Raw genomic sequence first — 25,476 nt, 5'->3', positions numbered from 1 at the left:
AGCGACGCCGGGGCGGTTGCGACGCTGCCGAACCGGTCGCCTAGACTTGACCCGCCGGTGCGCGCTCGCTGCGACCGGCCTTTTCCTGTCCCTGTTCCCGTTCCCGTCAGAGATGTGGCTCGCCCGGCAAGCCGCCGCCCGTCCGAGAGTGCAAGGTAAGCAATCCCCATGTCCGAAACCCCAGAGCACGCCGTGCCCGACGGCCCCGCAGCCCAGGTTCCCGATCCGCTGGACGCCCCGTCGGTGGCCGCCGCCGTGGATGCGGCGCTCGCCGCCATCGCCGCCGCATCGGACCTCGAGGGACTGAAGTCGGTGCGGATCGCGCACACCGGTGAGAAGTCTCCGCTGAGCCTCGCGAACCGGGGGATCGGCGCCCTGCCGAAGGAGCAGAAGTCGGCCGCCGGCAAGAACATCGGCCCGGCCCGTGGCCGGATCAACCAGGCGCTCGCCGCCCGCACGGTGGACCTCGAAGCGGAACGCGACGCGCGGATCCTCGTCGAGGAGGCCGTCGATGTCACAGCGGCCCCCCGCCGTCGCCGGACCGGCGCGCGGCATCCGCTGTCCACCCTGCAGGAGCGGGTCAGCGACGTCTTCGTCGGGATGGGCTGGGAGATCGCCGAGGGCCCCGAGCTCGAGTCGGAGTGGTTCAACTTCGACGCACTGAACTTCAAGCCGGACCACCCGGCCCGCGAGATGCAGGACACCTTCTTCGTGGAGCCCCCGGAGGCCCACCTCGTCCTGCGGACCCACACGTCGCCGGTGCAGGTCCGCTCGATGCTCGAGCGCGAGCTGCCGATCTACGTCCTGTGCCCGGGCAAGGTGTTCCGCACCGACGAGCTCGATGCCACCCACACGCCCGTGTTCCACCAGTTCGAGGGCCTCGCCATCGACAAGGGCCTCACCATGGCCGACCTCGTGGGCACGCTCGAGCACTTCACGCAGCAGCTCTTCGGCGACGACGCCAAGGTGCGGCTGCGCCCCAACTTCTTCCCCTTCACCGAACCGAGCGCCGAGCTGGACATCTGGCACCCCGGCGCCAAGGGCGGACCGCGCTGGATCGAGTGGGGCGGCTGCGGCATGGTCAACCCGAACGTCCTGCGGGCCACGGGCATCGACCCGGACGTCTACTCCGGCTTCGCCTTCGGCATGGGGATCGAGCGGGCACTCATGTTCCGCAACGAGGTCGGCGACATGCGGGACATGATCGAGGGCGACGTACGTTTCAGCGAACACTTCGGGATGGAGATCTAGGTGAGAATCCCACTGTCATGGCTGCGCGAGTACGCAGCCGTCCCTGCGGACGCGACCGCGGAAGACGTGATGGCCGAGCTCGTGAAGGTGGGGCTGGAGGAAGAGGACGTCCACCGCCCCACCGACCAGCTGACCGGCCCGATCGTCGTGGGCCAGGTGCTCAGCGTCGTCGAGGAACCCCAGACCAACGGCAAGACCATCAACTGGTGCCAGGTGCGCGTGGTGCCGGAGGGCGCCGAACAGACGCTCACAGGCGACGGAATCGACCCCTCCGGTGTCCAGGGCATCGTCTGCGGCGCCCACAACTTCGCCGAGGGCGACAAGGTGGTCGTGACACTGCCCGGCGCCGTCCTGCCCGGCGACTTCCGGATCAGCCCCCGCAAGACCTACGGCCACGTGTCCGCGGGCATGATCGCGTCCGTGCGGGAGCTCGGCATCGGCGACGACCACGACGGCATCCTCGTGCTCTCGACCCTGGGGCTGGACCCCGAGCCGGGTACGGACGCGATGGATCTGCTCGGGCTCCGCGACGAGGCCGCCGAGATCAACGTGACGCCCGACCGCGGGTACTGCTTCTCCATCCGGGGGGTGGCGCGTGAGTACGCGCATGCCACCGGGACGGCGTTCACCGATCCTGCCGGCGCCGTCGTCGTCCCTCCAGCCGCGGGCACCGGCTACCCGGTGCGGCTCGAGGACGCGGCCCCCGTCTACGGCACGCCGGGATGCGACCGCTTCGTGGCCCGGACCGTCCGCGGCGTCGACCCGACGCGGCCCACGCCGCCCTGGCTGTCCGCGCGCCTGCGCCTCGCGGGCATCCGCTCCATCTCCCTCGTGGTCGACATCTCCAACTACGTCATGCTGGAGCTCGGCCAGCCGCTGCACTTCTACGACCTCGACAAGCTCTCGGGCGACATCGTGGTGCGGCGCGCGGCTGCCGGCGAGACCCTGCGCACCCTCGACGACAGGGAGCGCACGCTCGACCCCGAGGACCTCCTGATCACCGACGCCTCCGGCCCCATCGGCATCGCCGGCGTCATGGGCGGTGCGTCCACGGAGGTCTCCGACGGCACGCGCAGCGTCCTCATCGAGTCCGCCCACTTCGACGACGTCAGCATCGGACGGTCGCGTCGCCGCCACCGGCTGCCGTCCGAGGCCTCCAAGCGCTTCGAGCGCGGCGTCGACTGGCAGGTCGCGGACATCGCGGCGCAGCGCGCCGTCGAGCTCCTCCTCGAGCTCGCGGGTGGAACCGTCGACGACGCCGCGACCGACGTCGGGCAGCCCCCCGAGCCGCGCGTCATCGACCTCGCCGCCGATTTCCCCGCTCGCCTGATCGGCCGCGAGTTCACCGACGAGCAGATCACCGGCACGCTCACCGACCTCGGCGCGACGGTGGAGCGCGTCGACGGCGGCTACCGCGTCACCGCACCGAGCTGGCGCACCGACCTCGAGACGCGCGAGGACCTGACGGAGGAGATCATCCGCCTCGTCGGCTACGACACGATCCCGTCCACGCTGCCCGTCGCCCCTCCCGGGCGCGGCCTGACGCGCGTCCAGCAGCAGCGCCGCCGGCTCCTGAACGCCCTTGCGGCGGCCGGCCTGACGGAGGTGCTGTCCTACCCGTTCGTCGGCGAGCAGGCCAACGCCGTCTTCGGTAGCCCGGAGGAAGGCGCGACAGCGCCCTCCGTCAGGCTCGCCAACCCGATCAGCGCCGAGCGCGGACACCTCCGCCGCTCGCTTCTCCCGGGCCTCGTCGAGCTCGCGAAGCGGAACTCGTCCCGCGGTTTCCGCGACCTCGCACTGTTCGAGGCGGGAGCGGTGTTCCTGCCCACCGGGACGCTGGGCACGGGGACCATCCCGCCGCTCGGGGTCAGGCCCGACGACGCGGTGCTCGACGCCCTGTACGCCGGTATCCCCGACCAGCCGCAGACCGTCGCCGCGCTGTTCACCGGCCATGAGGCAGCCCCGTCGGCCGGCGTCACCGCCCGCGCCTGGGACTGGGCCGACGCGGTCGACGTCGTGCAGCTCATGGCGCAGGTCACCGGCGTCGACGTCGTCATCAGGCAGGGGAGCCACCAGGCCTTCCATCCGGGCCGCACCGCGGAGTTCTCCCTCCGGAGCGGCGAGGTGCTGGGGTACGCGGGCGAGCTCCACCCGAAGCTGATCGCAGCCGAGGACCTGCCCGCGCGCACCGTGGCTCTCGAGATCGACGTGGACCTGCTGTTCGAGGCCGCGGCCGACGTCATCGTCGCGCGGCCGCTGTCCACCTACCCGCCGGCCACACAGGACGTCGCGCTGGTGGTGGACGCCGCGGTGATCGCGGGTGACGTGCTCGAGACCCTGCGCGAAGGCGCGGGCGAACTCCTCGAGGACGTCAGCCTGTTCGACGTCTACACCGGCCAGGGTATCGGCGAGGGCCGGAAGTCGCTGGCGTTCGCCCTGAGGTTCCGGGCGTCCGACCGCACACTCACCGCCGAGGAGGCGAGTGCCGCGCGTGACGCCGCCGTCGCCCTCGCCGCCGAGCGGTTCGGCGCCGTCCAACGCTGAGATCACGATCGGTGAAGGCCCGTCCCCGGCATGGGGGCGGGCCTTCAGGGTGCACCGGGAACGCGGATGCCGAGGGATTCCCGCCGACACGGGTGGGGATTCCCTGACGCTGGTCGTGTCGCTGATCTCGGCGGCTCCAGCGCCCGAAACCTCCCCGAGTACCGGCGGTCCGTCCCGTCGGCTGTCGACCCGGCTGCGCGGTCGCGCGAAGTGATGGGCGAGCCGGCCTCGCTTCCCATCGGCGGGGGTGGTCCGGAGCTGATCGATGAGTCAGGTGTTCCGGAGGATCTCGCGTCCCCTCACGTCACCCCGCCACTCGGGACGGGCCGAACGCCTCCACGCCTGACCCGCCCACGCAGCACGACCGGTGACCGTACCACCGGCTCACGCGGAGGACTCGACGGGGCACTCAGGGAACGAGGAGCACCTTGCCCGTGGTGCGTCGGGCCTGGAGGTCCTCGTGGGCCCGGGCCGCATCAGCCAGTGCGTACCGGGCGCCGATCCGCACATCGAGCCGACCCGCGGCGACCGCTCCGAAGAGCTCCTCGGACCGCCACCGCCGCTCCTCGGGACTGAGGAGGTAGTGCACGAGCGTGGGCCGGGTCACGAAGAGGGAGCCGCCGCTGTTGAGGCGCTGGATGTCGAACGGGGGTACCGGGCCGGACGCGGCGCCGAAGAGCACCAGCGTCCCGCGGATCCGCAGCGAGCGCAGCGACTCGTCGAAGGTGGCCTTCCCGACGCCGTCGAACACGACGTCCACACCGGTTCCCTCGGTCAGTGTCCGCACCGCGTCGGCGAACCCCTCGTAGCGCAGCACCTCGTCGGCACCCGCACCCCGTGCGAGCTCCTCCTTCTCCGGCGTCGACACCGTGGTGATCACGCGCGCGCCCTGGGCCTTGAGCAACTGGATCAGCAGCAGGCCCACGCCCCCCGCACCGGCGTGGACGAGCACCGTGTGATCGGGCTGGACGGGGAAGGTGGAATTGATGAGGTAGTGCGCGGTCATGCCCTGCAGCGGCAGGGCCGCCGCGGTCTCGAGGTCCACGCCGTCGGGCACGGGGAGGGCGCGGTCGGCGTCGACGAGCGCGTACTCCGCATAGGTGGCCTTGCCCTCGGCGAACGCCACCCGGTCTCCCGGCTCGAAGTCGGTGACGCCCTCGCCGAGCGCCTCCACGGTGCCGGCCGCCTCGGCGCCGGGGGTGAAGGGATGCTCGACGGCGTAGGCGCCGCTGCGCTGGTAGGTCTCGATGAAGTTCACCCCGGCGGCCGCCACCTTCACCAGGAGTTGGCCCGGACCGGGCTCCGGGCGGTCGACGGTCGAGAGAGTGAGGACATCCGGACCGCCGGGCTCGGTGACGACGATGGCTGAGGGCATGATGGTTCCCTTTCGATGGAGTTCCTTCATGCTATTCGTGCGCACCCCGGAAGCGGAGTGCATAAATATGTGGGTGCATGCATGGAGTTGCTGTAGTGTTGGCGATATGACGTTCACCGCAGCTGTTTCCGGCGCCAGTGGCTACGCCGGAGGCGAGCTCCTGCGCCTCCTCGCCAGCCATCCCGACGTCGAGGTCGGAGCGATCACGGCGCACAGCAGCGCCGGATCGACCCTCGGGCAGCTGCAGCCGCACCTGCACTCCCTGGCCGACCGCGTTCTGCAGGACACCACGCCGGAGGTGCTCGCAGGGCACGACGTCGTCTTCCTCGCCCTCCCGCACGGTGCCAGCGCGGAGATCGCCGCGCAGCTGTCACCCGAGACCCTGGTCATCGACGCCGGGGCCGACCATCGGCTGCAGGACCCCGCCGTGTGGGAGAGGTTCTACGGCTCCGCCCACGCCGGCACCTGGCCGTACGGATTGCCGGAACTCCCGGGCCACCGGGCCGCCCTGGCGGGCGCTCGGCGGATCGCCGTCCCCGGCTGTTATCCCACGAGCGTGCTGCTCGCCCTCGCCCCCGGGTTCGCCCGAGGGCTCCTGGAGCCCGACGACGTCGTGGTCGTCTCCGCCTCGGGCACCTCCGGCGCGGGCAAGGCGGCCAAGCCGAACCTCATCGGCTCCGAGGTGATGGGCGGCATGAGCCCCTACGGCGTGGGTGGCGGCCACCGCCATACGCCGGAGATGGAGCAGGGCCTCAGCCTCGCAGCCGGCGAGCGTGTCTCGCTGTCCTTCACCCCCACCCTCGCGCCCATGGCCCGCGGGATCCTGACGACGGCGACGGCACGGGTGAAAGCGGGTACCGGGTACGCGCAGCTGCGCGACGCGTGGGAGGCGGCGTACGCCGACGAGCCCTTCGTCCGGGTCCTGCCGGAGGGTCAGTGGCCGGCGACGAAGTCGGTCCTCGGTAGCAACCACGCCGCCCTGCAGCTGGCGTTCGACGAGCATGCGGGACGCGTCATCGTCAGCAGTGTCATCGACAACCTCACCAAGGGGACCGCCGGTGGCGCCGTGCAGTCCATGAACATCGCCCTCGGACTCGACGAGACCGCGGGCCTGACCCTCCAGGGGATCGCACCATGAGCATCACCTATCCGGGCGGATTCCGTGCCGCGGGCGTCGCCGCCGGCCTCAAGAGCACGGGCAAGCCCGACATCGCACTCGTCGTCAACGACGGACCGCTGCACAACGCGGCGGCCGTCTTCACCTCCAACCGTGTGGCGGCCGCGCCCGTGCTGTGGTCGCGCCAGGTCGTGTCGGATGGCCGCGTGGACGCCGTCGTCCTCAACTCGGGCGGCGCGAACGCGTGCACCGGTCCCGAGGGCTTCCAGAACACCCACCGGACGGCGGAGGTCACGGCGGAGCTGCTCGGCGTCTCGGCGACGGACGTGTTCGTGTGCTCCACGGGCCTCATCGGCGAGCAGCTGCCCATGGACAGACTCCTCGCCGGCGTGACGGACGCGGCCGGATCACTGGGCAGGGGAGGGGGCCCCACCGCGGCCGAGGCGATCATGACCACGGACACCGTCGCCAAGGAGGCGCGGTACCCGGCCACCGCCGACTCCGCGAGCGAGGGCTACGCCATCGGAGGCATGGCCAAGGGGGCCGGCATGCTCGCGCCGGGTCTGGCCACGATGCTGGTGGTGCTGACGACGGACGCGGCCCTGGACGCCCCCGCCCTCGACGCCGCCCTCCGCGAGGCCACGCGGGTGAGCTTCGACCGGACGGACGCGGACGGCTGCATGTCCACGAACGACACCGTCGTCCTGCTCTCCTCCGGGGCCGCGGGTATCGCCCCCGACCAGGACCAGTTCACGGCAGCCCTCACGCAGGTCTGCCTCGACCTCGCCGCGCAGCTCATCTCCGACGCCGAGGGGGCTAGCCACACCATCGCCGTCAGCACCGTGAACGCCGCCTCCGAGCGTGACGCCGAGGTGGTCAGCCGCGCCGTCGCCCGCTCCAATCTCTTCAAGACCGCGATCTTCGGCAACGATCCCAACTGGGGGCGCGTGCTCGCCGCCGTCGGGACGACGGACGCCGTGTTCGAGCCCGAGCAGCTCAACGTCTCCATGAACGGCGTGCAGATCTGCCGGAACGGCGGCATCGGCGAGTCCCGCGACCTCGTGGACCTCACCCCGCGCGACGTCCTGGTCGAGATCGACCTCGCCGCAGGATCGGCGAGCGCGACCATCTGGACCAACGACCTCACGCACGAGTACGTGCACGAGAACTCCGCGTACTCGAGCTGACGGGAGACACCATGACAGACGTCCGATCGACAGGAGCGGGGCCGTCCGCCTCGACGCTGAGGGCCCAGGACAAGGCCGCCACGCTGATGGAGGCCCTGCCCTGGATCCAGCGTTTCGCCGGCACCACCATGGTCGTCAAGTACGGTGGCAACGCCATGGTGGACGACGCCATGCGCCGTGCCTTCGCGGAGGACATCGTCTTCCTGCACCACGTCGGCATCCACCCGGTCGTCGTGCACGGCGGCGGTCCGCAGATCAACGCGATGCTCGAGAAACTGGGCATCGAGTCCGAGTTCAAGGGGGGACTGCGCGTCACGACGCCCGAGGCGATGGACGTGGTCAGGATGGTCCTCACCGGGCAGGTCGGCCGTGAGCTCGTAGGACTGATCAACTCCCACGGGCCCTACGCCGTAGGGCTCTCGGGGGAGGACGGCGGCCTGCTCCGCGCCATCCGTACGGGCACCGTCGTCGACGGCGAGCCCGTGGACCTCGGTCTCGTCGGCGAGGTGACCGCGGTGCACCCCGGGGCCATCCTCGACATCCTGCAGGCCGGTCGCATCCCCGTCATCTCCACCGTCGCCCCCGAGTACGACAGCGACGGCGAGGCCACGCAGCAGGTGCTCAACGTCAACGCCGACTCGGCGGCCGCCGCCCTCGCCGCGGCACTCGGCGCGTCGAAGCTCGTGATCCTCACGGACGTCGAGGGCCTCTACGCGGCCTGGCCGGACCGCTCGTCCCTCATCTCCTCCCTCTCCGCATCCCAGCTGCGCGACCTCCTGCCCGGTCTCGAATCGGGCATGATCCCGAAGATGAAGGCCTGCCTGCAGGCCGTCGAGGCCGGCGTCGAGCGCGCGCACATCGTGGACGGACGGCTCGCCCACTCGATGCTGCTGGAGACCTTCACCACGGCCGGCATCGGGACGCAGGTCATCCCCGATGCGGCGACCGACAGGGCGGCCGAAGTGGTCACCGAAGCAGCACCCGACATGCCAGGAGCCCACCCGTGAACGAGACCGATACCGCGACGACCGGTGCGGCGACGATCCCTGGTGGCGTGGACGCGCTGACCGGCGTCGCCTCCGGCGCCGACTGGCTCGCCCGGTACGACGGGGCGCTGATGGGCGTGTTCGGCACGCCGCAGCGGGTCCTCGTGCGGGGCTCGGGCTGCACCGTGGAGGACGCCGACGGCAACCAGTACCTGGACCTGCTCGGCGGCATCGCCGTCAACGCCCTGGGCCACGCGCACCCCTTCGTCACCTCGGTCATCGCGAGCCAGCTGGCCACCCTCGGCCACATCTCCAACTTCTTCACGAGCCCCACGCAGGTGGCCCTCGCCGAGAAACTGCTCGAGCTCTCCGGGGCACCCGCCGGGTCGCGCGTGTTCTTCAGCAACTCCGGCGCCGAGGCGCTCGAGGCCGCCGTCAAGCTCGCACGACGCAACAGCACGCCCGGGCGCTCCCGCATCCTCGCGCTCGACGGCGCCTTCCACGGCAGGACGATGGGCGCCCTCGCCCTGACATCGAAGAAGGCCTACAGGGAGCCGTTCGAACCCCTGCCGGGCGGCGTCGAGCATCTCCCCTTCGGCGACCTCGACGCCCTGCACGCCGCCATGGACGGCTCCGTCGCAGCCCTCGTCGTCGAGCCCATCCAGGGAGAGGCCGGTGTCCGCCCGCTGTCCCCGGAGTACCTGCGCGCCGCCCGCGACCTGACGCGCGAGCACGGAGCCCTGCTGATCCTCGACGAGGTGCAGACGGGCGTCGCGCGGACGGGCCGCTGGTTCGCCCACCAGTGGGTCGACGGTGTCGTCCCGGACGCCATGACGCTCGCCAAGGGCCTCGGGGGCGGCTTCCCGGTGGGCGCCCTGATCACCTTCGGCGAGGACACCTCGACGCTCATCACAGCCGGTCAGCACGGCACCACCTTCGGCGGCAACCCCGTCGCGGCGGCGGCAGGACTCGCGACCCTCCACACGCTCGAATCGTCCGGTGCCCTGCAGCACGTGGCCGGTCTGGGCGCGTACCTGCGGGAGCACCTCACCGCCGTGCAGGGCGTCACGGCCGTGCGCGGGAGCGGCCTGCTCATCGGGTTCGACCTCGACGGCGCCTACGCTCCGGCCGCGGTGCAGGCCGCCCTCTCCGCAGGATTCATCATCAACGCGACGGGCCCCGGCACCATCCGGCTCGCCCCGCCGCTGATCCTCACGCAGGAGCAGGCCGCGACGTTCCTCGACGCCCTGCCCGCCATCCTCACGACCGCCCGCACCAGCGCCACGGAGGCAACAGCATGACGCGCCACTTCCTCGTCGACACGGACCTCTCGCCCGCCGAGCAGGCCGAGGTCCTCGACCTCGCCGCGGAGCTCAAGGCCAGCCCCTACTCCCACGCCCCCTACGCGGGGGAGGGAGCGGGTCGCCGGACCGTCGCCGTGATCTTCGACAAGACCTCCACGCGCACCCGCGTGTCCTTCGCCGCCGGCATCGCGGACCTCGGCGGCGTGCCGCTCATCATGGGAGCGGGCGACTCGCAACTGGGTCACAAGGAGTCCATCACCGACACCGCGAAGGTCCTCGAGCGGATGGTCGCCACCATCGTCTGGCGCACCTACGCCCAGGCGGGCCTCGAGGAGATGGCCGCGGCGTCGAGCGTGCCGGTCATCAACGCCCTCTCCGACGACTACCACCCGTGCCAGCTCCTCGCCGACCTGCTCACCATCCGCGAGCACAAGGGAACCCTCGCCGGGCTGACGCTGACCTACCTGGGCGACAGCGCCAACAACATGGCCAACTCCTACCTCCTCGCCGGCGCCACCGCCGGCATGCACGTCCGCATCGCCGGGCCGGAGGGGTACCTCCCCGACGCCGCGGTGGTGGCCGCGGCACAGGATCGCGCAGCCGGAACCGGTGGTTCGGTCCTCGTGACCACCGACGCCGCCGTCGCGCTCGCGGGAGCCGATGTCGTCGCCACGGACACGTGGGTGTCCATGGGTCAGGAGGACGAGAAGGCCGCCCGGCAGGACCTCTTCCGTGCGTATGCGGTCGACGCGGCCGCCATGGCGCAGGCCGCCCCCGACGCCGTCGTGCTCCACTGCCTGCCGGCCTACCGCGGGTACGAGATCAGCGCGGACGTCATCGACGGTCCGCAGTCGCTGGTCTGGGACGAGGCGGAGAACCGGCTGCATGCCCAGAAGGCGCTGATGACCTGGCTCGTGGCACGGTCGGGGACACCGGGGACACCGGGGACGCCGGGGACGCCGTCGTGACCGTCCAGCGCGATTCCGCCCGGCCGACCACGAAGACCTCCCGGCTCGCCCGCATCACCGACCTGCTCACGGCGCGGTCCGTGCGCTCGCAGGTCGAGCTCGCCGCGCTGCTCGCCGCGGACGGCGTGCAGGTGAACCAGGGGACGCTCTCCCGCGACCTGGTCGAGCTCGGCGTGGTCCGGGTGCGCGGCGCCGACGGCGCGCTGATCTACGCGGTGCCGGTCGAGGGCGGCGGGCGGCACGTCCACAGCGGCGTCTCCCAGGAGATCCTCGACGCGCGGCTCGCCAAGCTGTGCAACGAGCTGCTCGTGACGGCCGAGTCCTCGGGGAACATCGTCATCCTGCGTACTCCGCCGGGGGCGGCGAACTTCCTCGCCCTCGCCATCGACCACTCGGTCATGCCGTCGATCCTCGGGACCATCGCGGGCGACGACACCGTCATGCTCGTGAGCCGGGACCCCGCCGGGGGAGCTGCCGTCGCCGAACGGTTCCTCGGACTCGCGCAGGAACCGCAGGGACCCGTAGAGCCGTCCTGACCCGCCGCACCGCGACGCCGGCCAGCGCCGGCGGCCGCGGCATGAAACCCTGAACACCTACAGACCCCACGGGCGCCCGCCCGGACAATCGAAGGAGCACATCCCGTGACAGAACGCATCGTCCTCGCCTACTCAGGCGGACTGGACACCTCCGTCGCCATCGGCTGGATCGCCGAAGCCACCGGGGCCGAGGTGATCGCCGTGGCCGTCGACGTCGGACAGGGCGGCGAATCGCTCGAGACCATCCGCCAGCGCGCCCTGGGCTGCGGTGCCGTCGAGGCGTACGTGGCCGACGCCCGCGAGGAGTTCGCCACCGAGTACTGCATGCCGGCCCTGAAGACGAACGCGCTCTACATGGACGCGTACCCGCTCGTCTCGGCCCTGTCGCGTCCCGTCATCGTAAAGCACCTCGTCGCCGCGGCGCGCGAGTTCGGCGCGACCACGGTGTCCCACGGCTGCACGGGCAAGGGCAACGACCAGGTCCGTTTCGAGGTGGGCATCCAGACCCTCGGCCCCGACCTGAAGTGCATCGCCCCCGTCCGCGATCTCGCCCTCACCCGGGACAAGGCCATCGCCTTCGCCGAGGAGAAGGGCCTTCCGATCGAGACCACCAAGAAGAACCCGTTCTCGATCGACCAGAACGTCTGGGGGCGCGCGGTCGAGACGGGCTTCCTCGAGGACATCTGGAACGGTCCGACCAAGGACGTCTACGACTACACGGCATCGCCCGAGTTCCCGCCCGCCGCGGACGAGGTCACCATCTCCTTCCGGGAGGGCATCCCCGTGGCGATCGACGGCAACGCCGTCACGCCGTTGCAGGCCATCGAGGAGCTCAACCGCCGCGCGGGCGCCCAGGGCATCGGCCGCATCGATATCGTCGAGGACCGCCTGGTCGGCATCAAGAGCCGCGAGATCTACGAGGCGCCGGGTGCCATGGCCCTCATCGCCGCGCACCGCGAACTCGAGAACGTGACCATCGAGCGCGAGCAGGCCCGCTTCAAGAAGACCGTCGACCAGCGCTGGACCGAACTGGTCTACGACGGCCAGTGGTTCTCGCCGCTGAAGCGCTCCCTGGACACCTTCGTCGACGACACGCAGAAGTACGTCACCGGAGACATCCGCATGGATCTCCACGGCGGCCGCGCGACCGTCACCGGCCGCCGCTCCGACGTCGCTCTCTACGACTTCAACCTCGCGACCTACGACTCCGGGGACACCTTCGACCAGTCGATGGCCCGCGGCTTCATCGAGATCTTCGGCCTGTCCTCCAAGGTCGCCTCGAGCCGTGACCAGCGGGCGGGCGCCTGATGGTTCCAGTGCACGACGGCGGGCGCTCGGTGGGCCCACGGGTGCAGGGGTCCCCGGCCGAGCGAAGCGACGTCGGGGGGCGCCCGGTGGGCCCACGGGTGCAGGGGTCCCCGGCCGAGCGAAGCGACGTCGGGGGGCGCCCGGGGACCAATGAGGGCTCGCTGTGGGGTGGCCGGTTCGCCGGTGGCCCCGCGGACGCCCTCGCGGCGCTGAGCAAGTCGACGCACTTCGACTGGCGCCTCGCCACCTACGACATCGAGGGGTCCCGCGCGCACGCGCGCGTGCTCCACCGGGCGGGCCTGCTCGACGACGCCGAGCTCGCCGGCATGATCGACGCCCTGGACCGGCTCGACGCCGACGTACGGTCCGGCACCTACCTGCCGGCCGAGACCGACGAGGACGTGCACGGGTCGCTGGAGCGGGGCCTCATCGAGCGCGCCGGCCCCGCCCTCGGCGGGAAGCTGCGCGCCGGACGGTCCCGCAACGACCAGGTGGCCACGCTCGGGCGCATGTACCTCAGGGATCACGCCCGGATCATCGCCGGCGGAGTCCTCGCCACGATCGGGTCGCTCGTCGACCAGGCGGAGGCGCACCTCGAGGTCCCCATGCCCGGGCGGACACACCTGCAGCACGCGCAACCGGTCCTGCTGAGCCACCACCTCCTGGCCCACGCGTGGGCCCTGCTGCGCGACGTCCAGCGCCTTCAGGACTGGGACCGGCGCGCCGGCGTCTCGCCCTACGGATCGGGCGCCCTCGCCGGTTCGTCGCTGGGCCTCGATCCCGAGGCCGTGGCCGCGGACCTCGGCTTCTTCTCCGCCACGCACAACTCCATCGACGGCACCGCCTCACGGGACGTGTACGCGGAGTTCGCGTGGGTGACGGCGATGATCGGTGTCGACCTCTCCCGCGTGAGCGAGGAGATCATCATCTGGGCCACGAAGGAGTTCTCCTTCATCACGCTCGACGACGCCTTCTCCACGGGCTCGTCGATCATGCCCCAGAAGAAGAACCCGGATGTGGCCGAACTCGCCCGCGGGAAGGCGGGCCGGCTGATCGGCGACCTGACGGGTCTTCTCGCGACGCTCAAGGGCATGCCCCTGGCCTACAACCGGGATCTCCAGGAGGACAAGGAACCCGTGTTCGACGCCGTCGACACGCTCGAGGTGCTCCTGCCGGCGGTGTCCGGCATGATCGCGACGCTCGTCTTCAACACCGGGCGCATGGCGGCGCTCGCGCCCCAGGGATTCGCCCTGGCCACCGACATCGCCGAATGGCTCGTCCGCCAGGGCGTCCCGTTCCGCGACGCCCACGAGCTCTCCGGCGCGGCCGTGCGCATCGCCGAGCAGCGCGGCGTCGAGCTGTGGGACCTGACGGACGAGGAGTTCGCGGGGATCTCGGCGCACCTCACGCCGGCGGTCCGCGAGGTCCTGACGGTCGAGGGCTCCCTGGCCAGCCGTGACGCGCAGGGCGGTACCGCTCCGGCCGCCGTCCGGCGCCAGCTCGCCGCGCTGCGGGGAGAGCTGGACGACGTCGCGGGGTACGCGGGTACGTGACCGCGCGCGTCTGATCGCCGACCGCGGCGTGGCTCCTCGCCGGGGCCACGCCGTCGTCGGGTCTCCTGCCTCACGGATCGGAGATGATGGCCGTGATCGCGGAGGCCAGCGCCGATTCCCCGACGGGAAGGTCCATGAAGACGGTGGCGCCGATCATTCCGTCCACCATCCCGACGATCAGGGCGGACTTCTCCTCCGGCCGGGTAGCGCCGATGGATCGAAGAGCGTCGGTACCCCACGCGATCAGTCGTGACCGCCCCTCCGCGAGGGCTGCTGCGGAGGACGGAGCATCCGAGGCGTGGACCAGGAGGGCCTGGCGGGCCCGGGCGTACTCCTGGCCCGTGGTCCCGGCCGCCGAGACGAAATGCGCAAGAGCCGTTGCCAGACCCTCCGCGGTGCGGGGGCTCTCGCCCTCGAGCCGCCCCAGCCTGTGGTGGTCCGCCTGCACCAGCGAGTCGACGACGGCGCTCACGAGAGACTGCCGTGTTCGGAACAGGTTCGACGTCGAGCCGAGCGGCACACCCGCCGCGCGGTCCACGGCGCGATGTGTGAGGGCGCGCGGCCCTCCTGCAGCGAGCAGGGACACGGCAGCGGTGCACAGCAGTTCGCGACGTTCCACCCGCTGAAACTACACCTGTTGCCGGCGTACTACAGGTGTAGTACGGTCGCGGCATGTCGACGGCGACGGTTGTGGGTGCGGGGATTGCCGGACTCACCGCCGCGGTCGGCCTGCACCGCACCGGATGGTCGGTGCGGGTTCTCGAGCAGGAGCCGGAGGTGCGCACCTCCGGAACAGCGGTTCTGCTGCACAGGGCTACCGTCACAGGGCTCGAATCCCTCGGCCTCGGTGCCGGTATCCGTGCTCTGGCAATCCCGCTCACCGGCCTCCAGGTACGCACGCGCACAGCGCTGCCGATCACACCCTCCCGACCCCGACCCGGCGCCGTACTGATCGAGCGGGCGGACCTCGTCGGTCTTCTGCGGGAGTCCCTGCCGGAGCCGGCACTCCTCCTCGACCACCCTGTGCCCGCGGGCGGCCTTCCGAGTGCGTGCGTGGACGCCGCTCTGGTAGTGGGAGCCGATGGCATCCACAGCACCCTGCGCGACGAGCTGTTCGGCAGTGCGTACCGCGCAGCCGCCACCGGCACCACGGTGTGGCGGGGAACGGCGGACCTGGTGACGTCGGGCCTGACCGAGTACTGGGGACAGCGACGCCGTTTCGGGATCAGTAGCCGGCCGAGCGGAGGAACGAACTGGTACGCGACAGCAGTACTGCCGCCGAGCCGGCCCGGGGCGGCGCGAGCGGACCTCGAGGAGCTTCGAAGCCTGTTCGGGCACTGGGACGCGGCGGTGGCCTCGACCGTCGCACGCATCAGTGAGGCGAGTGTCCTGCGGCACGAGATCTTCCACCTGGCGCGCAGGTTGCCCCGGTACCACCTGGGCAATGTGGCCCTGATCGGGGACGCAGCCCATGCCATGACGCCGGACCTCGGGCGCGGCGCCAACGAAGCGGTCCTCGACGCGATGTCCCTGGTGGGCAATCTCGAGGTGCACCACCGCGTGGACAGCGCGCTGGCCGCCTACGACAGATCCCGGCGCCGGACCACCCAGCGAACCGCGACCGGATCCGCAGCCGTGCACACCCTCATTCACCGCCTGCCGTGGCAGCCGATCCCGAATCCCTGCAGGGGCCGGTGACCGGGAGAAGGCGACCTCCCCGGCCGTCGATGACTCGTCGGGTGCACGAGGCGCTCCACGACCTGTGGCCGCGCTCCGCCCGTGCCCCCGGACCCGCTACGCCTGCCGCGAAAGTCCTTTGACACGCTCCTGCGCCCGGCGCAGTGTGTGTCCATGCAGCCCACCGACCAGCGTGCGACGCTCCGCGAGTTCTTCCCCTACCTGCGGGGGCACGTCCGCGTGCTGGTGGTGGTCGCCGTCGTCTCCCTGATCTCCACCGGGCTGGCGATCGCCCAGCCCCTCATGGTCCAGCAGCTCGTCAACGCCGTGTCGGCGAGCCGCCCCGCCACGGTGTTCATCTGGCTCCTCGTCGCCATCACCCTCGGCGGCGCCGTCTTCGGCGCCGCCCAGTCCTACCTCCTGCAGCGCACGGCCGAGTCGGTGGTCCTCGGGGTCCGCCGGTCCCTGGTCGGCCAGTTGCTGGCCCTGCCGATCCGCGAGTTCGACCGGCGCAGGGTCGGCGACCTCATGTCGCGCGTCGGCTCCGACACCACGCTGATGCGCAGCGTCATCACCTCGGGCCTGTTCGAGATCGTGTCGTCCGTCCTGATGTTCTTCGCCGCCGTCGTGCTGATGGTGCTCATCGACCCGCTGCTCTTCGGCATCACCCTGGCCGCCGTCGTGCTCGGCGCAGGAGGCGTGCTGTTCCTCGGACGCCTCATCCGCAAGCGCAGCCGGGACGTGCAGGACGCCGTGGGGTCCATGACGGCCGCCGTCGAACGGGGCCTCTCGGGCATCCGCACCATCAAGGCCTCGGTCGCGGAGCAGCGCGAAGCAGCCGTGATCGACGTCGAAGCCACGAAGGCCTACCGCGCCGGCATCGCCATGGCCCGCCTCCAGGCCGCGGTCCAGCCCATCATGTCCATCTGCATCCAGGGCGCCTTCATCGTCGTGCTCGCCGTCGGCGGCATCCGCGTCGCCGCGGGGGAGCTGCTGCTGGGTGACCTCATCGCGTTCATCCTGTACCTGTTCCTGCTCGTGATGCCGATCGGCTCGGCCATGGGCGCCTTCGTGCAGATCCAGTCCGGGCTCGCCGCACTGGACCGCATCCAGGAGATCGCGCGGCTCGAGCCCGAGCGGTCGGACGAGGAGCCCCCTGCCTCGGCGCGGCGCGTCCCGGAACCGGACGAGGCGGCCGCACCGGTCCCCGCGCCGGCCGCCGCACCGCCCCTCGCACCCGCCTCCGCACCGGCGGGCGCGAGCGGCCCGATCGAGCTCCGCGACGTCAGTTTCCGCTACGCGGTGACCGACGGGGCCTCCGTCACACCGGTCGTCCCGGCCTCCGGCGAGGTCTCCGCGGCCTCCGCGTCACCGAGCCGGCAGGGTCCGCCGTCCCCGGACCCGCTGCGGGCCCTGGATCCCTTCGACGGCGACCCCCTGGTCCTGGACGGGGTGAGCTTCTCCGTCCCGGCGGGGAGCAGGACGGCGCTCGTCGGGCCGTCGGGCGCCGGCAAGTCCACGGTGCTGGCCCTCCTCGAGCGCTTCTACGAGCCGACGGGCGGCAGCATCACCGTCGACGGCACGGCGCTGTCCCGGATGCCGCGGTCCGAGCTACGGTCACGCATCGGCCTGGTGGAACAGGAAGCGCCGGTGCTCAGCGGGACGCTCGCGGACAACCTCCGGCTCGCGGCCCCCGACGCGACCGACGAGCAGCTCCACCGCGTCCTCGCCGCCGTCGGGCTCGACGAGCTCGGCGAGCGGTCCGACGACGGCCTGGACCTGAACCTGGGGGAGGACGGCATCCGCCTCTCCGGCGGACAGCGGCAGCGCCTCGCCTGGGCGCGGGTGATCCTCGCGGACCGCCCCGTCCTGCTGATGGACGAGCCGACCTCCGCCGTCGACTCCCGCACCGAGCAGCTCCTCCAGCGGACGCTGGGGGAGGCGTCGCGGGACCGGACGGTCATCGTGGTCGCCCACCGCCTGTCGACGATCGCGGACTTCGACCAGATCGTCGTCCTCGACCAGGGGCGCGTGGAGGCCATCGGCACGCACGAGGAGCTCCTCGAGAGCAGCGACCTCTACCGCGACATGGCCGCGCGCCAGCGACTCGTGGCGCACGCCTGAGCGGTCACGCCACCGGGGGCCGCCCGGCCTCGCGGTCGAGCAGGCGCTGCTTCACCGGGAGGCCCCACCGGAATCCGCCGAGGGTCCCGTCCGTACGGATGATCCTGTGGCACGGGACGAAGAGCGCGGCGGCATTCTTCGCGCACGCCGCCGCTGCTGCACGGACGGCGGTAGGGTTGCCGGCCCGGTCGGCGTACTGGAGGTACGTGACCGGCGCCCCCGGCCGCACGGCGCGGAGGACCTCCCACGCATGCACCCGGAAGGGACCGGACGACTGCCGGACCCGGACCGTCGCGATGGCATCGAAGTCGCCGTCGTAGTAGCGGGAGACGGCGTCGAGGATCGGCCGGACGGACGAAGCGGCAGGATCGAAGCCCACCGCCCGGATGCTCGGATGGATCTGCCCGGTGAGCTCGGAGGCGAGCTCCGTCCATCCCGACGACAGCACGGCGCCCTCCGCCTCGATGACGGTGAAGGCGCCGTCGGGCGTATCGACGGTGGTGGTGGTGGCGCCGCGCAGTGCGGCGGGTGGGGCGGGTGTCGCGGTCATGGGGGATATCCCTTCGGTGGTCACAGGGTAGGCGGAACGGGATCAGGCGACGACATCGAGCGGTTCGACGGCGTCCGACCGGACGGGCTGGAGGGCGGCCGCCCTCCAGAGGTGCAGGGTCGCGTACGAGCGCCACGGGCGGACCACGGTCATCGCGTCGTCGAGGGAGGAGGAGGGGGGCGCCGTGCCCTCCGTTCCCGGGCCGCCCCGGCTCACGATCCGCCATCCCGCGCGCACGGCGGCGTCGGTCGGCAGGAACGTATCGGGGTGGCCGAGGACGCGCATGGTGACGTAGTCGGCGGTCCGGCATCCGACGCCGGGGAGGCGCAGCAGATCGGCGCGCAGCACCTCGGGGCGGGCGCCGACGCCGATGTCGAGGGAGCCCTCCACCAGCTGGTCCACCGCCGTCCGCAGGGCGTCATCCCCGAGTCGCGGCCCCTGCAGGAGCGGCTCGGGTGCTCCCGCGAGGTCCTGCGCGGACGGGAACAACCTCGACAGGGTGGTGCCCGGGACGTCGATGGCCGGGCCTGCGTGCGCGAGGCGGGCCAGGGTGGCCGTAGCCGCGGCGACCGCCTGCCGGCCGACGATCGCCCGGATCAAGGTCTCATGGGGATCCACCGAGCCCGGAAGGCGCAGGCCGGGCAGGGACGCGGCGAGGCGCGCGAAGTACGCGTTCCGGGCGAGGGCCGTGTCGACGGCCACCGGGTCGGCATCGAGGTCGAACAGGCGCCGGATCCGGCTGAGGAGTGCCGGAAGATCACCGAGTCCGGCAACCGACACCGTCACGGGGAGGACCGCCCGCCCTGAGCCGCGGGGTACTGCTGCCTCCGCCCTGAACCAGGCGGGGCCCGCCGGCAGGTGGAGGAGCCGCTCGTAGCTCGACCCGGTCGCCTGCTCGACCCCGTCCACGGCCTGCGCGGTGAGGAACCGGAAGATCCCGTTGTCGTAGGGGAGTCGCGTAGGCAGGAACAGCGGGATCCGCAGGGGTCCGCCCGAGGCGGTGCCCTCGCGGGGCAGCCGGGCCGCTTCCCTCAGTTGTCCCGGCGTCAGGTCGAAGACCTGCTGCACGGTGTCGTTGAACTGGCGGATGCTGCCGAAGCCGGCCGCGAAGGCCACATCGGCGAACCGCAGGGTCGACGCCGTGAGCAGCGTCCGCGCGGTCTGGGCGCGGTGGGCACGGGCCAGGGCGAGGGCGCCCGCCCCGAGTTCGTCCCTGAGGATGCGGTTGAGGTGGCGGGTCGAATAGCCCAGCCGGCCCGCGAGGCCGGCGACGCCCGTCCTGTCCACCTCGCCGTCGGCGATGAGGCGCATCGCGCGGGCCGCGGCATCACTGCGCAGGTTCCACTCCGGGTCCCCGGGCACCGCCTCGGGCAGACACCGCTTGCAGGCGCGGTAACCGGCCTCGTGCGCGGCGGCCGACGTGCGGTAGAAGGTGACGTTGGTGGGCTTCGGTGTGCGGGCGGGGCAGGAGGGCCGGCAGTAGATGCCGGTGCTCGAGACGGCGGTGACGAACTGCCCGTCGAAGCGCACGTCGCGGGCGTCGATCGCCCTGTACTGCTGCCAGAAGTCCATGCCGTCATCCTCCCACCCGGCAGTGACGCGTACTAGCGGGTTTCGGACACCGCTGCACCTGCCGTGCGGACGGCCTTGCTACGGTCGGGAGGTGGGTGAGCAGAGCGGGACGGCAGCGGACGTACGGGGCAGGCTGGGCGGCAGCGCCCTCGACGTGGCCCCCTGGCTGCTCGGGGGGTACCTGACCCACGCCGACGACGCCGGCGAGGTGACCGTGCGCATCTCCGAGGTGGAGGCCTACCTCGGCCCCGACGACCCCGGCTCGCACGCCTTCCGCGGGAAGACCGCGCGGAATGCCACCATGTTCGGCCCGCCCGGCCACCTCTACGTGTACTTCACCTACGGGATGCACTACTGCGCCAACATCGTGTGCGGGACCGACGGATGGGCCACGGGTCTGCTGCTGCGGGCCGGGGAGATCGTCGAGGGGGTGGACCTCGCCCGCGAACGGCGGTCCCGTCCGGCCACGGACCTCGACCTCGCCAGGGGGCCGGCGCGGCTCGCCCAGGCCCTGGGCCTGGACCGCCGGTTCGACGGCGCCGACGCACTCGCGCACCCCTTCCGGCTCGTCCTTCCGGAGACGCCCCCGGCGGACATCGGCCGGGGGCCCCGCGTGGGGGTGAGCGGCGTCGCCGGGACCGGGCAGTACCCGTGGCGCTTCTGGCTGCCCGGCGACCCGACGGTCTCGCGCTACCGTCCCGGCAGGCCCGCTGCAGCACGTAGTGTTGGTCCGTGACAATCAGCGGAGCGGATGCCGGCACCCCGACCACAGGACCAGCCACGACCGGACTCGCAGCCGGCGCAGCGGACGCCATCGACCGCCTGTGCGCGGTCGTCCCCGACTTCCCGTCACCCGGGATCCTGTTCCGCGACCTCACCCCCGTCTTCTCCGACGCGGCTGCCTTCCGAACCGTCGTCGACGCCGTCTCGGAGCCCTTCGCGGGGTCGTTCGACGCGGTCGCCGGCGTGGAGGCCCGGGGCTTCCTCCTCGCCGCCGCCGTCGGGTACGCGACCGGCACCGGCGTCGTCACGGTGCGCAAGGCGGGCAAACTGCCCCGCGCCGTGTACAGCGAGTCCTACGACCTCGAGTACGGGCAGGCGACGCTCGAGATCCACCGGTCGGACCTCCCCGCAGGGGCACGCGTCCTGGTGCTCGACGACGTCCTCGCCACGGGTGGAACGCTCGTCGCCGCATGCGCGTTGCTCGAAAGGGCCGGAGCCGTCGTCGTGGGCTGCGGAGTGGTCCTCGAACTGGGGGACCTGGGCGGCCGCGACACCCTGGCCGGCCGGAACATCCACGCGCTGAAGACCGTGTAGCGACGCGCTAGACTTGACGGTCCGTCTTTGAAGGAAGGTTGTGTCCGATGCACGAGACGTCCCAAGCCAGGGCCGAGCTGGACCACGAGCGCCGCTACGTCGACGGCCTGTACCGCCGCCTCGACGAACTCCGTGCCGAGAAGGTCGAGCAGCTCGCCGAGGTCCGGCGCACGCAGGCCGCCGGGTCCCACCAGAACCGGTCGGAGCGGGACGCCTTCGCCACGATGTACGAGGACCGCCTCGCCCAGCTGAACGCCGTCGACGACCGGCTCGTCTTCGGGCGCCTGGACCTCGATACCGGGGACGAACGGTACATCGGCCGCATCGGGCTCTCCGACGACGACCTCCGGCAGCTCATGGTGGACTGGCGCGCCCCGGAAGCGGGCACCTTCTACCAGGCCACCGCCTTCGAACGCATGGGGGTCCGCCGCCGTCGCCACCTCATCCTGTCCCGCCGCGACGTCGTCGCCATCGAGGACGACGTCCTGGACGCGGACCTGCTCGGCGACGACGACTCCCTGCAGGGCGAGGGCGCCCTCCTCGCGGCGCTGAACTCGCGCCGTACCGGCCAGATGTCGGACATCGTCGGAACCATCCAGGCCGAGCAGGACCGCATCATCAGGGCACCGCTGCCCGGGGTGACGGTCGTCCAGGGCGGTCCGGGGACCGGCAAGACGGCCGTCGCGCTCCACCGCGCCGCCTACCTCCTCTACACCCACCGCGATCGGCTGAAGTCCGCCGGCGTCCTCCTGGTCGGGCCCACGGACGCCTTCATGAAGTACATCGAGCGCGTGCTGCCGTCCCTCGGTGAGACCGGAGTCGTCATGGCCGGCATCGGCACCCTGATGCCGGGAGTGTCCACCGTGCAGGAGGCGAACGAGGAGGCCGCGGCCATCAAGGGACGCCTGGAGATGGCGCGGGTCATCCGCAACGCGGTCGCCAACCGTGAGCGCGTGCCGGCCGAGAACAAGCGCCTCAACGTCGAGGGCACCCTGCTGACGCTCACCCCACGGCAGGTGGCCCGTGCCCGCGAACGGGCGCGTGCCACCGGCAAGCCCCACAACGAAGCACGCGTCACGTTCGTCAAGATCCTGCTGCGGGAGCTGACCGAGCAGCTGCTGGACAAGCTCGAGGAGTCCTCGGGCGGCGGCAACAACGCCGACCGTTCCTACCTCGCCGAGGACGTCCGGAGCTCCCGGGACGTCAGGATCGCCCTCAACCTCGCCTGGATGCCGCTCACCCCGCAGAAGCTCGTGTCGGAGCTCTTCGCGCGCCCCGGACTGCTGCGCGCGGCCGCACCGGACCTCTCGGAGGCCGAGGTCGCCGCCCTGACCCGGCCCGTCGACGCGCCCTGGACCGAGGCCGACGTCCCCCTGCTCGACGAGGCCGCCGAACTCCTGGGAGAGCTCGACGCGTCCGCGGGTCGGGACAGTTCGGCCCGGGAGCAGGAGCAGAAACGGGACCTCGCCAACGCCGAGAGGGCGCTCGAGAACGTCAACGCGTCGCTCGAGGACGCCGGAGTGGACGGCGTGCTCACGGCCGAGGACCTCGCCCAGCACAACGCCGTGGCGGTGACCCGCCTGTCCGCCGCGGAGCGCGCGTCGGGAGACCGCACCTGGGCCTACGGCCACATCGTGGTGGACGAGGCGCAGGAGCTGTCGCCCATGCAGTGGCGTCTCCTGATGCGCCGCTGTCCGCTGAAGTCGTTCACCATCGTCGGGGACATCGCCCAGACGAGTTCCGCGGCGGGCTCCAGGTCCTGGCAGCAGGCACTCGAGCCGTTCGTGGGGGAGCGCTGGCAGCTCGAGGAGCTGACGGTCAACTACCGCACCCCCTCGCAGATCGCGGAGGCCGCGGTGCGGATGGCCAACGCCGCGGGACTCGTCGTCTCCGCCCCGAAGGCCGTGCGTGAGGGCCGGTTCCCTCCGATCCTCGACACCGTCCAGGATCTCGTGCCGTCGCTCCTGCGGGCGATGCCCGAGGAATTGGCGGCCATCGACGGCGGACTGCTCGCCGTCATCGCGCCCGAGCACCTGGTGGCCGACGTCCGCGCCGCCCTGGCTCCGGACTACGGCAACCGCGTGGGCTCCGGCGCGGGCGGGCCGGGCCAGGACATCGTCGTGATCGGCCCGCGCGAGTCGAAGGGTCTGGAGTTCGACGGCGTCGTCATCCTCGAACCACAGGAGATGCTCGACTCGGCGACGGCGCGGGTGGGTGACCTGTACGTCGCGATGACCCGCCCCACGCAGCGCCTCCGCGTCATCTCGAGCGGCCGGATTCCTGCAGGTATCGCCGGCTGATAATTTGGAGGGGTGTCCCAGCAAACAGATACCCCGGTCAGTGGCCTCGACGGCCAGCGCAACGATCCCTCGTTCGGCAACGTCTACGACGAGCTGGTGTGGCGCGGACTGATCCACGTGTCCACCGACGAGGGGGAACTCCGGGAACTGCTGGCCGGTGCACCCATCACGTTCTACTGCGGCTTCGACCCGACAGCGCCCAGCCTGCATCTCGGCAACCTCGTCCAGCTCCTCACCATGCGCCGGCTGCAGCTCGCCGGGCACCGGCCCCTCGCCCTCGTCGGCGGCTCCACCGGCCTGGTCGGTGACCCGCGCCCGACGGCGGAGCGCACCATGAACACCAAGGAGACCGTCGCCGAATGGGTCGGCCACCTCCAGGGGCAGGTCCGGAAGTTCCTCGACTTCGACGGCGGCAGCGCCGCCCGGATGGTGAACAACCTCGACTGGACAGGGCCGATGAGCGTCATCGACTTCCTGCGCGACGTCGGCAAGTACTTCCGCGTGGGCACGATGATCAAGAAGGAGACCGTCGCCAAGCGCCTCAACTCGGACGAGGGCATCAGCTACACGGAGTTCAGCTACCAGATCCTGCAGGGCATGGACTACCTCCAGCTGTTCCGCGAGCACGACTGCGTCCTCCAGACCGGCGGCTCCGACCAGTGGGGCAACCTCACCAGCGGGACGGAGCTGGTGCGGAAGGTGGAGGGCACGAGCGTCCACGCCATCGGCACACCCCTCATCACGAACTCGGACGGCACCAAGTTCGGCAAGAGCGAGGGCAACGCTGTCTGGCTCGACGCCGCGATGACGAGCCCGTACGCCATGTTCCAGTTCTGGCTCAACACGTCCGACGCCGACGTGGCCGAGCGCCTGCGCATCTTCACGTTCCGCAGCCGCGAGGAGATCGAGGAGCTCGAGACGGCGACGGCGGAGCGGCCGCACCAGAGGGCGGCGCAACGAGCGCTGGCCTACGACGTCACCTCCCTCGTCCACGGATCCGACGCGACGGAGAAGGTCATCGCCGCATCCGCCGCCCTCTTCGGGCAGGGAGACCTCACCGCCCTCGACCTCGCGACCCTGGAGGCCGCGACCGCGGAACTCGACTCGGTCGCCGTCACGAAGGACGGGCTGGGCATCGTCGACCTGCTGGTCGCCTCGGGACTGTCGCCGAGCAACTCCGCAGCCCGGCGCACCGTCGCGGAAGGCGGGGCGTACGTCAACAACGCGAAGATCGCCGATGCCGACCACACGGTGGGCGACTCCGACCTGCTCCACGGGCGTTACCTGCTCGTCCGCCGGGGCAAGCGCAACCTGGCCATGGTCGACGTCGGCTGACGATCCGCCTCCACCGCCACGACGAGAGCCGGCACCCCGTACGGGTGTCGGCTCTCGTCGTCCTGGCGTCGCACCGCCCCGGAGGGGCGGGGTGCCGGGGTCGATTTGGTGTTGGTGGTGGGTGGACCGTATAGTTATGGAGTTGCCCCGGTGTGGGTGACAATCCCCCCCTTTTTGATCAGGTTCGAAGTTGTTCCGGCGTGTGCTGTGCGCAGTGTCGGGATGGGCTTCTTGTTTGGTGTCGGTTGTGTGGGTCTGTTGGTTGGTCGTGGTGCCGGGTTTTGCCTGGTGGTGCGGCTGGGAGCGGGTTTGCGGGATCGGGTGGGTGGGGGTAGGCTTGTGAAGTTGCTTCGGAGCGAGGACATGATGGTTTGGTCGTGTTTGGTGCCGGTAGCTCCTGTTGTTTGAGAACTCAATAGTGTGCCAAGTTTGTTGATACCGATTGTTTTTTGATTGGTTGAATTTGCTGGTT

The 25,476-nt window shown here is 71.4% G+C and carries 20 protein-coding genes; 16 read left to right on the top strand and 4 right to left on the bottom strand.

The genetic code is table 11. From position 1 onward, the window contains the following. Nucleotides 1-168 precede the first annotated feature (168 nt). Both pheS and pheT read left to right on the top strand, forming a co-directional pair. On the top strand, nt 169-1,251 hold the full coding sequence (pheS, locus tag CXQ97_RS05675) for a phenylalanine--tRNA ligase subunit alpha (protein WP_104179897.1): 1,083 nt from the start codon (nt 169-171) through the stop codon (nt 1,249-1,251). Beyond that, entirely contained in the window at nt 1,252-3,795 is a 2,544-nt protein-coding gene (pheT, locus tag CXQ97_RS05670) for a phenylalanine--tRNA ligase subunit beta (RefSeq protein WP_104179896.1), read from the top strand. Nucleotides 3,796-4,204: 409 nt separating this feature from the next. Here the strand turns inward: pheT and CXQ97_RS05665 are convergent, their stop codons facing one another. Beyond that, nucleotides 4,205-5,170, bottom strand: a complete 966-nt coding sequence (locus tag CXQ97_RS05665) for a quinone oxidoreductase (protein ID WP_104179895.1) — start codon at nt 5,168-5,170, stop codon at nt 4,205-4,207. Between the two features lie 106 nt (nt 5,171-5,276). Between CXQ97_RS05665 and argC the strand changes: the two genes are divergently transcribed. The 8 genes from argC to argH all read left to right on the top strand — a co-directional run bounded on the left by argC (nt 5,277) and on the right by argH (nt 14,129). Continuing rightward, a complete protein-coding gene (argC, locus tag CXQ97_RS05660; RefSeq protein ID WP_104179894.1) occupies nt 5,277-6,308 on the top strand; it encodes an N-acetyl-gamma-glutamyl-phosphate reductase in 1,032 nt (343 codons plus the stop codon). Beyond that, nucleotides 6,305-7,474 carry a bifunctional glutamate N-acetyltransferase/amino-acid acetyltransferase ArgJ gene (gene argJ, locus CXQ97_RS05655; protein ID WP_104179893.1) on the top strand — a complete coding sequence of 390 codons (1,170 nt, stop codon included), beginning with the start codon at nt 6,305-6,307 and terminating at the stop codon, nt 7,472-7,474. Before argC ends, argJ begins: the two co-directional genes overlap by 4 nt. Nucleotides 7,475-7,485: 11 nt before the next feature. Further along, nucleotides 7,486-8,481: an acetylglutamate kinase gene (argB, locus tag CXQ97_RS05650; protein WP_104179892.1), complete on the top strand. Its 996-nt coding sequence runs from the start codon at nt 7,486-7,488 to the stop codon at nt 8,479-8,481. Nucleotides 8,482-8,516: 35 nt separating this feature from the next. Beyond that, nucleotides 8,517-9,761 carry an acetylornithine transaminase gene (locus tag CXQ97_RS05645; protein ID WP_258062414.1) on the top strand — a complete coding sequence of 415 codons (1,245 nt, stop codon included), beginning with the start codon at nt 8,517-8,519 and terminating at the stop codon, nt 9,759-9,761. Next, nucleotides 9,758-10,732: an ornithine carbamoyltransferase gene (gene argF, locus CXQ97_RS05640; protein ID WP_104179891.1), complete on the top strand. Its 975-nt coding sequence runs from the start codon at nt 9,758-9,760 to the stop codon at nt 10,730-10,732. The genes CXQ97_RS05645 and argF overlap by 4 nt, the downstream gene beginning before the upstream one ends. After that, complete coding sequence (locus CXQ97_RS05635; protein WP_104179890.1) at nt 10,729-11,268, top strand: arginine repressor; 540 nt, start codon at nt 10,729-10,731, stop codon at nt 11,266-11,268. Before argF ends, CXQ97_RS05635 begins: the two co-directional genes overlap by 4 nt. A gap of 105 nt (nt 11,269-11,373) precedes the next feature. Continuing rightward, entirely contained in the window at nt 11,374-12,576 is a 1,203-nt protein-coding gene (locus CXQ97_RS05630; RefSeq protein WP_104179889.1) for an argininosuccinate synthase, read from the top strand. Nucleotides 12,577-12,674: 98 nt separating this feature from the next. Continuing rightward, on the top strand, nt 12,675-14,129 hold the full coding sequence (gene argH / locus CXQ97_RS05625; RefSeq protein WP_258062324.1) for an argininosuccinate lyase: 1,455 nt from the start codon (nt 12,675-12,677) through the stop codon (nt 14,127-14,129). A 70-nt stretch (nt 14,130-14,199) separates the two neighbouring features. On the opposite strand, the gene CXQ97_RS05620 is transcribed toward argH, so the two are convergent. Further along, nucleotides 14,200-14,748, bottom strand: coding sequence for a TetR/AcrR family transcriptional regulator (locus CXQ97_RS05620; protein WP_146069580.1), 549 nt, complete (start codon nt 14,746-14,748; stop codon nt 14,200-14,202). A 53-nt stretch (nt 14,749-14,801) separates the two neighbouring features. Here CXQ97_RS05620 and CXQ97_RS05615 point away from each other — a divergent pair, with 53 nt between their 5' ends. Both CXQ97_RS05615 and CXQ97_RS05610 read left to right on the top strand, forming a co-directional pair. Then, complete coding sequence (locus tag CXQ97_RS05615; RefSeq protein ID WP_104179886.1) at nt 14,802-15,827, top strand: FAD-dependent monooxygenase; 1,026 nt, start codon at nt 14,802-14,804, stop codon at nt 15,825-15,827. A 153-nt stretch (nt 15,828-15,980) separates the two neighbouring features. Then, nucleotides 15,981-17,930, top strand: a complete 1,950-nt coding sequence (locus CXQ97_RS05610) for an ABC transporter ATP-binding protein (protein ID WP_104179885.1) — start codon at nt 15,981-15,983, stop codon at nt 17,928-17,930. A gap of 4 nt (nt 17,931-17,934) precedes the next feature. Here CXQ97_RS05610 and CXQ97_RS05605 read toward each other — a convergent pair whose 3' ends face one another. Together CXQ97_RS05605 and CXQ97_RS05600 are read right to left on the bottom strand one after the other, a co-directional pair. Further along, nucleotides 17,935-18,480, bottom strand: coding sequence for a methylated-DNA--[protein]-cysteine S-methyltransferase (locus tag CXQ97_RS05605; protein WP_104179884.1), 546 nt, complete (start codon nt 18,478-18,480; stop codon nt 17,935-17,937). Between the two features lie 42 nt (nt 18,481-18,522). Further along, nucleotides 18,523-20,052 (bottom strand): DNA-3-methyladenine glycosylase 2 family protein, encoded by a 1,530-nt coding sequence (locus tag CXQ97_RS05600; protein ID WP_104179883.1) that lies wholly within the window; start codon nt 20,050-20,052, stop codon nt 18,523-18,525. 133 nt (nt 20,053-20,185) lie between these two features. Between CXQ97_RS05600 and CXQ97_RS05595 the strand changes: the two genes are divergently transcribed. The 4 genes from CXQ97_RS05595 (at nt 20,186) to tyrS (ending at nt 25,004) form a co-directional block, all read left to right on the top strand. Beyond that, entirely contained in the window at nt 20,186-20,788 is a 603-nt protein-coding gene (locus CXQ97_RS05595; protein ID WP_258062413.1) for a DNA-3-methyladenine glycosylase, read from the top strand. Nucleotides 20,789-20,865: 77 nt separating this feature from the next. Continuing rightward, on the top strand, nt 20,866-21,369 hold the full coding sequence (locus tag CXQ97_RS05590) for an adenine phosphoribosyltransferase (RefSeq protein ID WP_181035010.1): 504 nt from the start codon (nt 20,866-20,868) through the stop codon (nt 21,367-21,369). Nucleotides 21,370-21,416: 47 nt separating this feature from the next. After that, nucleotides 21,417-23,669 (top strand): UvrD-helicase domain-containing protein, encoded by a 2,253-nt coding sequence (locus tag CXQ97_RS05585; RefSeq protein WP_104179882.1) that lies wholly within the window; start codon nt 21,417-21,419, stop codon nt 23,667-23,669. Between the two features lie 12 nt (nt 23,670-23,681). Next, the gene (gene tyrS / locus CXQ97_RS05580) at nt 23,682-25,004 is read left to right on the top strand and encodes a tyrosine--tRNA ligase (RefSeq protein ID WP_104179881.1); all 1,323 of its coding nucleotides are present in this window, start codon (nt 23,682-23,684) and stop codon (nt 25,002-25,004) included. Nucleotides 25,005-25,476: the final 472 nt, after the last annotated feature.

This window comes from Arthrobacter sp. B0490 (assembly GCF_002929355.1).
In the GTDB taxonomy this organism is placed as follows: domain Bacteria; phylum Actinomycetota; class Actinomycetes; order Actinomycetales; family Micrococcaceae; genus Arthrobacter_D.
Note: the sequence above shows the minus strand (reverse complement) of the source record. Positions and strands in the feature narration are given on the sequence as shown.